The following is a 10,245-nucleotide window of genomic DNA, read 5'->3' as shown; positions in this document are numbered from 1 at the left end:
CCGCCTGCAGCTGCCCGGCCAGCCGCTCGCCGGCCCGCAGCCGGGCCAGGGCCAGGGCGGCGGCCACCGGCGACCCGGCGAGCAGGGCGATTCCCTCCTTGGCCCGGAGCCGGTGGGGGAGCACCCCGCGGTCGGCCAGGGCGGCGGCCGCGTCCCGGACGGCGCCGTCCGGTCCCAGGACCAGGCCGGCCCCGACCAGGGTCTGGCAGGCGTGGGCCAGGGGGATCACCTCCCCGGCGCAGCCGACCCCACGCCGGGGCACGGCCGGGACGAAGCCGTCGTTGACCCGGTCGACCAGGAACCGGCACAGCTCCGGCCCGACCCCGGCGTGGCCGCTGACCAGGTTCCCCAGCCGGGCCACCAGCACCGCCCGGGCCTCGGCCGGGGCCAGCCACGGCGGCCCGCCGACCGCCCGGCCCAAGAGGAGATTTCGCTGGTGGTCCGCCTGGGCCGCCGGGTCCAGGTCGACCGAGGCCAACCAGCCGGTGCCGGTGCTGACCCCGTAGACGCGCTCCCCGTGGGCCAGCAGCGCCGCCAGCTCGGCCTGGCCGGCGGCCACCCGCTCCAGGGCGGCCGGGGCCAGGGCCAGCTTCTCGCCGCCCCAGGCCACCGCCTCGACCGCCTCTCTGGTCAGGTCGCGGTTGCCGGCCAGGACGATCACTGTCGCGGCCTTGTCGGGCCGGTATGGTTAGGTTGGAAGGTCGACATGGTCGCGCCCGCCGGCGTGTGCTCGGACCGTTGACACCTAGCGTGGAACGTTGCCACACTACGCGACCACTTCGGGTCGGGAGCCCAGAGGACGGGGGCGGCAGTTGATCAGCTTCGAGTCCGTCACCAAGCGCTTCCCCGACGGCACCATCGCCGTTGACAACGTCGACCTCGAGGTCCCCGAAGGCGACCTGACCGTCCTCGTCGGCCCGTCCGGCTGCGGCAAGACCACCACCCTGCGGATGATCAACCGCATGATCGAGGCCACCAGCGGCCGCATCGTGGTCGACGGCCAGGACATCGCCAAGGTCGACCCGCCCCAGCTGCGCCGCCGCATCGGCTACGTCATCCAGCAGATCGGCCTGTTCCCGCACCGCACCATCGGCGAGAACATCGCCACCGTGCCCGGGCTGAACGGCTGGGACTCCCAGCGCACCCGGGGCCGCGTGGGCGAGCTCCTGGAGCTGGTCGGCCTGCCCGCCGAGGTCCGCGACCGCTACCCGCACCAGCTCTCCGGCGGCCAGCGCCAGCGGGTCGGGGTGGCCAGGGCCTTGGCCGTCGACCCGCCGATCATGCTCATGGACGAGCCCTTCGGGGCGGTCGACCCGATCGTCCGCAGCCGCCTCCAGGACGAATTCCTCCGCCTCCAGCAGGAGGTCCGCAAGACGATCGTGTTCGTGACCCACGACATCGACGAGGCGATCAAGATGGGCGACCGCATCGCCATCTTCCGCCAGGGTGGCCACCTGGAGCAGTACGCGCCCCCGGACGAGCTGCTGGCCGAGCCGGCCAGCGCCTTCGTGGCCGACTTCCTCGGGGTCGAGCGCGGCCTCAAGCGGCTGGCCCTGATCCCGGTATCGGCCGTCAAGGCCGAGACGGGCCCGGTGGTCGCGCCCGACGACGACGGCCAGCGGGCCCTGTCCGCGGCCGAGGCCTACGGCAGCGACTGGGTGGTGGTGGTGGACGGCGACCGGCGGCTGCTCGGCTGGGCCCACGCCGGCGAGGCGGTCGAGCGTGGCCGTGTCGGCGACGCCGAGATCCGTCCCTTCCAGCTCCAGGTCCAGGCCGACGACTCGCTGCGGGCCGCCCTCAACGCCATGGTCCAGTCCCGCACCGGCGTGGCCGTGCGGGTCAGCGACGGCGACCGCTACGAGGGCATCGTCACCCTGGAGCTGCTCTCCAAGGAGATCAGTTGAGCGACGGCCCAGCCCCGGTCCTGGCGGCCGAGGTGATCCGCTGGTCGTGGGTCGGCGACCACCTCGACGACATCCGCGACTACCTCTTCCAGCACGTCCAGCTCACCGTCCTGGCCGTGCTGCTCGGGCTGCTGCTGGCCTTCCCGCTGTCCCTGGCCGCGATCCGCTGGCCGCGGCTGTACGGGCCCGTCCTCGGCTTCACCGGGATGCTGTTCACGATCCCGTCGCTGGCCCTGTTCATCCTGCTGATCCCGTTCACCGGGCTGTCCATCAGGACCTCGCTGATCGGGCTGACCATGTACACCCTGCTGATCCTGGTCCGGAACATCGTCGAAGGGCTGCGGGGGGTCGACCACGACGTGCGCGAGGCCGCCCAGGCGATGGGCTACACCCGGGCCCGCCAGCTCCTCCGGGTCGAGCTGCCCCTGGCCCTGCCGGTGATCATGGCCGGCATCCGCATCGCCACCGTCACCACCATCGGGCTGGTCACGGTCACCGCCCTGATCGGCCAGGGCGGGCTGGGGCGGCTGTTCATCGACGGCTTCACCCTGAACTTCACCACCCCCATCATCATCGGGATCGTGCTGTCGGCCCTGCTCGCCTTCGCCGCCGACCTGGCCCTGGTCGGCCTGCAGCGCCAGCTCACCCCCTGGGCCCGGAGCCGGGGGAGGTAGCCGCCGGTGAACGTCGTCACCGAGGTGCTGGCCTGGCTCACCGACCCGGCCCAGTGGAGCGGGCCGGACGGCATCCCGGTCCGCACCCTCCAGCACCTCTGGTACTCGCTGCTGGCCACCGCCGTCGCCGCCGCCATCGCCCTGCCCGTCGGCATCTTCATCGGGCACACGGGGCGCGGGGCCACCTTCGCCGTCAACCTGACCAACCTTGGCCGGGCGATCCCGTCGCTGGGCATCATCATCCTGATGTTCACCGTCTTCGGCTTCGGCGTCGCCCCGATCCTGATCACGCTGTTCGCGCTGGCCATCCCCCCGATCGTGACCAACAGCTACATCGGCGTCCACTCGGTCGACCCCGACGTCCGCCAGGCCGCCGAGGGCATGGGCATGCGCGGCCGGCAGGTCCTGTGGCAGGTCGAGCTGCCGATGGCCATGCCGCTGATCATGGCCGGCATCCGCACCTCGGCGGTGCAGGTGGTGGCCACCGCAACCCTGGCCGCCTACGTCGGCCTTGGCGGGCTCGGCCGCTACCTGATCGACGGGCTCGCCCAGCGCGACCTGGCCGAGGTGGTCGGCGGGGCCATCCTGGTCGCCGTGCTGTCGCTGCTCACCGAGCTGGTGCTCGGTCGCGTGCAGGCCCTGGTGGTCTCCAAGGGCCTGGCCGAGCGGAGCGCGGATGCGGCCGTCCGCGCCAAGGTCGAGAAGGCCGCATAGTCCCGGGACGACAAGGTCCCAGTCCCAAGGAAAGGAAGATCGTCCATGCGAAGGATCCGGCTTGGTGGGGCCGCGGTCGCGGCCTGCCTGGCGCTGCTCCTGGCCGCCTGCGGCGGCGGAGACGACGCGCTCGAGGGCGGTACCCAGCCCAACGAGCAGTCGAGCGTGACCGTCGGCTCGACCAACTTCTCCGAGCAGCTCATCCTGGCCCAGATGTACGCCGCCGTGCTCGAGAAGGCCGGCGTCGACGTCACCGTCCGGCCCAACCTGGGCAACCGGGAGGTCGTGTTCCCGGCCCTGGAGAGTGGCGAGATCGACCTGCTGCCCGAGTACAACGGGTCGGTGCTGTCGTTCCTCAACCCCGACGCCACCGAGACCAGCTCCGAGGAGGTCAACACCGCCCTGACGCCGCTGCTGGACGCCAAGGGCCTGGTCGCCCTCGCCCAGAGCCCGGCCGAGGACAAGGACGGCTGGGCCGTCACCAAGGAGACGGCCGACCAGTACGGCCTGGCCAAGGTGTCCGACCTCAAGGGCAAGGCGAGCCAGCTGGTCGTCGGCGGCCCGCCGGAGCTGGAGACCCGCCCGGCCGGCCTCCCCGGCCTCAAGAAGGTCTACGGCATCGAGGACTTCAAGGAGTTCAAGGCCCTGGACGCCGGCGGCCCCCTGACCACCTCGGCCCTGAACAAGGGCGACATCGACGTCGGCCGGGTGTTCACCACCCAGGGGGCCATCGCCGAGAACGGCTGGGTGGTGCTGGAGGAGGACAAGCCGCTCCAGCCGGCCCAGAACATCGTCCCCATCGGGCGCAAGGAGGCCATGACCGACCAGGTCAAGCAGGCGCTGGACGGCATCTCGGCCAAGATCACCACCGAGCAGCTGATCGAGCTCAACAAGCTGGTCGACGTCGACAAGCAGGACCCCGAGAAGGTCGCCACCGATTGGCTGACCCAGCAGGGCCTGCTCTAGAGCTGCGCTTCGTCGCTGGACCGGACGTCGACGCCCTCGACCTCCCGCGGGCCGAGATCCTGGCTGCGGTCGAGGGCGCCGTCCGGGCCCAGGGCGAAGGGCAGGTCGTGCTCGAGCCGCGTGTCCACCTGGCGCCCCCCAACGGGGGCGCCGGGCATTTCAACGTGCTCCGCGGCCACCTCGGTCCCGAGCACGTCAGCGGGGTCAAGGTGGTCGGCGACTTCGTCGGCAACTGGCGCCTCGGCCTGCCCAGCGAGCTGGCCCTGGTGCTGCTGCTCGACCCGGACACCGGCATGCCGCTGGGCATCGTCGACGGAACCTGGCTGACGGCGGCCCGCACCGGCGCCCTGACCGCGCTCGGGGCCAGGCACCTGGCCAGGCCGGGCTCGCGGGTGCTGGGCCACCTCGGCGCCCGCGGGTCGGCCTGGTGGAACGTGACCATGCTGGACGACCTGTTCGACTTCGAGGAGATCCGGGTGACCAGCCGCCGGGCCGCGTCCCGGGAGGCGTTCGCGGCCCGGCTGGCCGAGGAGCTGGGCAAGCCGGTCCGGGCCGTGGCCACGCCGGCCGAGGCCCTGACCGGCGCCGACATCATGGTCGAGGCGACCCGGCTGACCGAGCCCGAGGTGCTGCTGGAGACCGGCTGGGTGGCCCCGGGGACGACCGTGATCCCCTACGGGACGGTCAGCGCCGTCGGCCTCGACCTGGTCGACGTGATGGACAAGGTGGTGGTCGACGACTGGGGCCAGGCCACGGTGGGACCGCTCGGGGCCCTGCGCCGCCACGTCGAGGAGGGCCGGCTCGGCCGCCACAACCTCCATGCCGAGCTGGGCGAGATCGTGGCCGGCAGGGCGCCGGGCCGCGAACGGCCGGAGGAGCGGACCCTGTTCTGGCACCGCGGCCTGGCCACCACCGACCTGGCGGTGGCCAACCTGCTCCTCCGGCGGGCCGCCGACGCCGGCCTCGGCACCGTTCTGCGCTACCGCTGACCTGGAGGTTCCGTGCCCACGGCTTTGCGCCGTCCGGGGCGTGATGGCAGACTTTGAGGTCGTCGCCACGGCGGCCGGGCCGGCGAGGCCTGCCCGGCAGAGGATCGGGGATTCACATGAGCTCCAAGGGACGCGCGGTGCAGGGCGCCCGAACCCACTCCGGCTCCGGCAAGAGCGGCCAGAAGAGCTTCCCGCTCGGCCGGGTCTGCGGGCAGTGCGGCGACCCGTTGTCCCAGTACAACCCGGGCCCCAACTGCTGGAACCACACCGTCGAGTTCCCCTGGCGCGGGCCCACCGCCAAGCCCAAGCCCTAGTCGCTTCTGGGCATGAACCGCGCCAGCGGGAACGTGATCGTCTTCGTGGTCGTGATGACCGTCGTCCCGTGGGCGCTGATCTGGGGGCTGCGCTCGACCGGCCGCCGCCCGATCTAGCGGCCGGCCCCGGCCCGGGCGGGTGGCGCCGGCGTAGCCGCCGGGGCGCGGGTCGGCGACCTGGACATGGCCGCGTCGGGGTCGCGCCCACCGGCCCGCTGGCCAGCCGGCCGGAGGCGGAATCGGTCCATGCGACGGTCGACCGTCGCATGGACCCCATCTTGACCGGCGGGTCGGCCTATCCTTGAGGGGACGCGACGACAAGGAGCGGCCACGTGACCGAGCACCCGACCGTGCCCACCTGGACCCCGGCGCCGCCACCGGCCAGGCGCAGGCGGATCGGCCCCGGCCTGGTGGCCGGCCTGATCGCCGTGCTGCTGCTGTTCGGCGGGGTCGGCCTGTACGCCTCCCGCCAGGTGGCCGCCACCGCCGACGGCGCGTCCTCGCCCGAGGCGGCCGCCGAAGGGCTGCTCACGGCCCTCGGCAGCCAGGACTTCGACCGGGCCGCCGGGTACCTCGGGGCCGAGGAGGCCCTGCTCCTCGACACCTACCGCGACCGGGTCACCGCCCTGCTCGACGGCCGCATCACCGGTCCGAGCGGCAAGCCGCTGTCCGGCCTCCAGCTCACCGCCCGCGACATCCGCTTCCGGCGGCTCGCCGCCCTCGGCGGCGCCGACGTCGCCGTGGTCGAGCTGGCCGGCGGCACGGTCGGGGGCCGGGACGCCAACGGGACCAAGCTGGAGCTGCCGGTCGCCGAGGTCAACCGCCGCCTGATCGACGAGTCAAGGGGACGGATCAGCGGCCTGCGGATGGTCGCGGTCCGGGCCGAGGACCGCTGGCGGGTCTCGCTGCTCGCCTCGGTGGCCGAGCACGCCCGCCTCGCCGCCGCCGCCGGCGAGCCCGACTGGGACCAGCTCGCGGCCACCGGCCAGCAGGCCGCCCCCGGCGCCTCCTCACCCGAGGCGGCCGTCCGTGACCTGGTCGCCGCCGCCGGCCGCGACCCGAAGGCGGTGCTCGACCAGCTCTCGCCCGCCGAGCAGAGCGTCCTGGCCGCCTACCGGCCGCTGCTCGACCACAAGGGCGGGATGCCGGCCGCGGGCAGCGTCCGCGTCGAGGGGCTCCAGACCCGGACCGAGCAGATCGCCGACGGCGTGGCCAGGGTGCGGCCGACCGCCGGCCGGCTGGTCGTCCCCGGCGACACCCTCGACCTCGGCGAGGCGGACGCCAGGGACCAGGCGCCATACGTCGTCACCATCCGGCGGGACGGGACGTGGTATCCATCCCTGGTGTTCACCTTCACCGATTGGATGCTCACCCGAGCAGAACGGGAGCGCCCGTGATCCAGATCCTGCTGGTCGCCGACGACCCAGGCTTCCGCGAGCGGCTCGCCCTCGCCCTGGAGCGCCTGGAGCTGTCCGGCGAGGAGGTCTCGTTCCTGGAGGCCGCCAACGGCAACGACGCCCTGGTCATCGCCGAGGCCCGCCAGCCCGACCTGGTGGTGGCCGACGTCTCGGTCACCCCCTACGGCGGGTTGGGCCTGACCCGCGACCTCAAGGCGCGGCCCGAGACCGCCTGCCCGGTCATCCTCATCCTCGACCGGGTCCAGGACGAGTGGCTCGGCCGCTGGTCCGGCGCCGACGCTCTCGTCAACCGGCCCGTCGACCCGTTCGCCCTGGCCCAGGTGGCCAGCCAGCTCCTCGAGGAGGAGCAGGGCGAGGCCACCCTGGAAGGAGCGACCTCGTGAGCATCCCCGCCCACTGCGGGTCGTGCCGCCGCGAGCTCCTCCTCGACCAGCTCCTCCAGCCCAGCGACGGCTTCCGCTGCCCCTTCTGCGGGTTCGCGTTCGCCCCCTCCTACGCCACCATCGCCCCCGGGGTCGCCGCCCGCATCCTCGAGGCCCACGGCGCCCTGGTCCGCTCCCTCGGCGAGCTCCAGTCGATGGTCGACGGCCGCCTCCAGCTCGACCGCTCGGCCGTGGTCGCCGCGGTCGCCGACACCCTCCCCAACGAGCCCCAGCCGGCCTGACCGTCCCGCCCCGGGGTGGCCGGGGGCGCGCCGTGACGGAGCCCACGTCGCGACGGCCCCCGGACCGCTCAGCGGCCCTCCTCGGTGTCGTCCTCGGGAGGAAGGGCCGCCCGGACCTTCCGGCGCAGCGTCGCCGCCTGCAGCAGGCACAGCTCGGTGAGGACCGCCAGGACCACCACCAGCGCGACGAGGACCACCACGAACACCCGCACCGGTCACATCCTCCTTTGTCGCTGCCGCCTGGTACGTTCCGCGTCCCTCGGACGCTTCGGCCGACAAGGTGACGTTGCCCGGTGCGGGTGTCCAGGGGTTGGGGTGCGAAGGTTTCGCCTTCGCATGAACCTTCGCACCCGTTCGCATTCATTCGCATGCGAGAGGAGGCCGTCGATGCCCGCGGCGCGGGCCCTCGACCCCGGCGCGTCGTCCGCCGCCTGCCTCGGCGCCCTCCTCCGCCGCCTCCGCACCCTCCAGGGCCTGTCCCAGGCCGGCCTCGGTCGCCTGACCGGCTACGACGGCTCGTACGTCGGCGCGGTCGAGCGGGCGGCCGTCCGCCCCTCCCGCGAGCTGATCGAACGCTGCGACCACGCCCTCGCCGCCGACGGCGTGCTCCTGGCCCTCTGGTCCCTCACGACCGCCGCTGGGCCCGCCGTCTCCCAGGCGGCCGCTGGGCCCGCCACCTCGCCGCCGGCCGGTGGGCCCGGCGCCTCCGCGGGCGCCGAGGTGCCGGACAACGGTGGGTCGGACGGCTTGGCGCCGGATGGCGGGCGGGCCCGCGGCGCGCGGCCTGTGCCGCCGGACCGGCCGCCTCGCGACGGCGTGGGCGCGCTGGTCGAGGCGATGGAGGTGGCCAGGCAGGCGGAGGCGTCCGAGGCCGGGCCGGGAACGCTGGAGGAGATCGAGCGGGCGCTCGAGCGGCTGCGCGAGGCCGCCGCCAGGACGCCCCCGGAGCTGCTCATCCCGGTCGTGCGGGGCCGGCGGCGCTACGTCGGGCGCCTCCTGGCGGGACGGCTGACCCTCGGGCACCGGCGGCGGCTGCTGGTGGCCGCGGGATGGCTGTCGGCGCTGCTGGCCGAGCTCTACTTCGACGCCGGCGAGCGGGAGGCGGCCGAGGCCAACCGCGACGCCGCCTACCGCCTGGCCGAGCAGGCCGGCCACGCCGAGCTCGCCGCCCGCGCCGTCGGCTCGCTGGCCTCGTGGGCGCGGGCCGACGGCCGCCTCCGGGAGGCGGCCGAGCTGGCCCGGGCCGGCCCGGACCTGGCCCCGCCGGCCAGCGCCGCCGCCCTCCAGCTCGCCCTCGACGAGGCCCAGGCCTGGGCGTCCCTGGGCGACCGCCGGCGGGCCGCGGCCGCCCGCCACCAGGCCGCCCTCACCCGGGCCATGCTCCCCGGCGCCATCCCCGCCGGCGCCGGGCCCGTCCCCACGCCGGCGAGCGGCCACGACGCCCAGGCGCCACCGCCAGCCGGCCTGGACCTCGCCGGCGCGGCGGCGTCCTGACGGTGCGCCCGGCATTGCGCGAGTCGATTAGGCTTGGCCCCTACAGCATCGATGTGACCGGGAGCTCGCCGTGTCCGACCTGTTCGCATGGCCCACCGTGCTGGGGCCGCTCCTGCGCCGTGAGGACCTCACCGAGGACCAGGCCGGCGCGGCCATGGGCTCGATCCTGGCCGGCGAGGCCACGCCGGCCCAGATCGCCGCGTTCGCCACCGGCCTGCGCATCAAGGGGGAGACCGCGGCCGAGCTGACCGGCCTCGTCAAGGCCATGCTGGCCGCCGGCGCGCCCCTGCGGGTGCCCGGGCCGCTGCTCGACACCTGCGGCACCGGCGGCGACCGGGCGGGCACGTTCAACGTCTCCACCCTGGCCGCCCTGGTCGCGGTCGGCGCCGGCCAGCGGGTGGCCAAGCACGGCAACCGCGCCGCCTCCGGCCGCTGCGGCAGCGCCGACCTGCTGGAGGCGCTCGGGGTGGCGATCGCCCTGCCCCCCGAGGGGGTGGCGGCCACCATCGGCGAGGCCGACATCGGGTTCTGCTTCGCCCCCGTGTTCCATCCGGCGATGCGCCACGCCGCCGTGCCCCGCCGCGAGCTGGGCGTGCCGACCGTCTTCAACTTCCTCGGTCCCCTGGCCAACCCGGCCAGGGCCCGCCACCAGGCGCTGGGCGTCGCCGACCCGCGGATGGCGCCGGTCATGGCCGAGGTGCTGCGCCGCACCGGCGTCCACCACGCCCTGGTGTTCTACGGCCACGACGGCCTCGACGAGCTGACCACCACGACCACCTCGACGGTGCTGGACGTCAGCGCCGACGGGGTCCGGGAGCTGGTGGTCGACCCGGTCGAGCTCGACCTGGCCGCCGCCGAGCGCGAGGACCTGCTCGGCGGGGACGTCGACCGCAACGTCGCCATCGCCAAGGAGGTCCTGGCCGGCCACGGTGGCCCGGCCCGCGACATGGTGCTGCTGAACACCGCGGCCGCCCTGGTCGCCGCCGACGCCGCCATCAGCCTGCCCGACGGGCTCGAGGCCGCCGCCCGCTCGATCGACGAGGGCCGGGCCCGCGACACCCTCGACGCCTGGGTCGAGAGCTCGCGCCGCGCCGCCGCCGACGCCTAG

General features: G+C 74.5%; 13 protein-coding genes. 11 read left to right on the top strand and 2 right to left on the bottom strand.

Annotation, left to right across the window (positions count from 1 at the left end; all coding sequences use genetic code 11):
- Window positions 1–661: aromatic amino acid lyase (locus tag VF468_17340; GenBank protein ID HEX5880056.1), on the bottom strand; the 661-nt coding region annotated here is incomplete at its 3' end.
- A 151-nt stretch (window positions 662–812) separates the two neighbouring features.
- Here VF468_17340 and VF468_17335 point away from each other — a divergent pair.
- The 9 genes from VF468_17335 (at window position 813) to VF468_17295 (ending at window position 7,643) form a co-directional block, all read left to right on the top strand.
- Window positions 813–1,904, top strand: a complete 1,092-nt coding sequence (locus VF468_17335; GenBank protein ID HEX5880055.1) for an ABC transporter ATP-binding protein — start codon at window positions 813–815, stop codon at window positions 1,902–1,904.
- Window positions 1,901–2,578: an ABC transporter permease gene (locus VF468_17330; protein ID HEX5880054.1), complete on the top strand. Its 678-nt coding sequence runs from the start codon at window positions 1,901–1,903 to the stop codon at window positions 2,576–2,578. Before VF468_17335 ends, VF468_17330 begins: the two co-directional genes overlap by 4 nt.
- 6 nt (window positions 2,579–2,584) lie before the next feature.
- A complete protein-coding gene (locus VF468_17325; GenBank protein HEX5880053.1) occupies window positions 2,585–3,292 on the top strand; it encodes an ABC transporter permease in 708 nt (235 codons plus the stop codon).
- 45 nt (window positions 3,293–3,337) lie between these two features.
- Window positions 3,338–4,258: an ABC transporter substrate-binding protein gene (locus tag VF468_17320; GenBank protein HEX5880052.1), complete on the top strand. Its 921-nt coding sequence runs from the start codon at window positions 3,338–3,340 to the stop codon at window positions 4,256–4,258.
- Entirely contained in the window at window positions 4,231–5,247 is a 1,017-nt protein-coding gene (locus VF468_17315; GenBank protein ID HEX5880051.1) for an ornithine cyclodeaminase family protein, read from the top strand. Before VF468_17320 ends, VF468_17315 begins: the two co-directional genes overlap by 28 nt.
- 116 nt (window positions 5,248–5,363) lie before the next feature.
- Complete coding sequence (locus VF468_17310; protein HEX5880050.1) at window positions 5,364–5,561, top strand: hypothetical protein; 198 nt, start codon at window positions 5,364–5,366, stop codon at window positions 5,559–5,561.
- Window positions 5,562–5,893: 332 nt separating this feature from the next.
- Window positions 5,894–6,958, top strand: coding sequence for a hypothetical protein (locus VF468_17305; protein HEX5880049.1), 1,065 nt, complete (start codon window positions 5,894–5,896; stop codon window positions 6,956–6,958).
- Complete coding sequence (locus VF468_17300) at window positions 6,955–7,362, top strand: response regulator (protein ID HEX5880048.1); 408 nt, start codon at window positions 6,955–6,957, stop codon at window positions 7,360–7,362. The genes VF468_17305 and VF468_17300 overlap by 4 nt, the downstream gene beginning before the upstream one ends.
- Window positions 7,359–7,643, top strand: coding sequence for a hypothetical protein (locus tag VF468_17295; GenBank protein HEX5880047.1), 285 nt, complete (start codon window positions 7,359–7,361; stop codon window positions 7,641–7,643). The genes VF468_17300 and VF468_17295 overlap by 4 nt, the downstream gene beginning before the upstream one ends.
- Window positions 7,644–7,711: 68 nt before the next feature.
- Here the strand turns inward: VF468_17295 and VF468_17290 are convergent, their stop codons facing one another.
- Window positions 7,712–7,855, bottom strand: a complete 144-nt coding sequence (locus tag VF468_17290; protein ID HEX5880046.1) for a hypothetical protein — start codon at window positions 7,853–7,855, stop codon at window positions 7,712–7,714.
- A 175-nt stretch (window positions 7,856–8,030) separates the two neighbouring features.
- On the opposite strand from VF468_17290, the gene VF468_17285 reads away from it, so the two are divergent.
- Window positions 8,031–9,137, top strand: coding sequence for a helix-turn-helix transcriptional regulator (locus VF468_17285; protein ID HEX5880045.1), 1,107 nt, complete (start codon window positions 8,031–8,033; stop codon window positions 9,135–9,137).
- A gap of 70 nt (window positions 9,138–9,207) precedes the next feature.
- Entirely contained in the window at window positions 9,208–10,245 is a 1,038-nt protein-coding gene (trpD, locus tag VF468_17280) for an anthranilate phosphoribosyltransferase (protein ID HEX5880044.1), read from the top strand.

This window comes from Actinomycetota bacterium, from assembly GCA_036280995.1.
GTDB lineage: Bacteria > Actinomycetota > CALGFH01 > CALGFH01 > CALGFH01 > CALGFH01.
The sequence above is the reverse complement of the archived record's forward strand: the minus strand, read 5'-3'. Positions and strand labels throughout refer to the sequence as shown.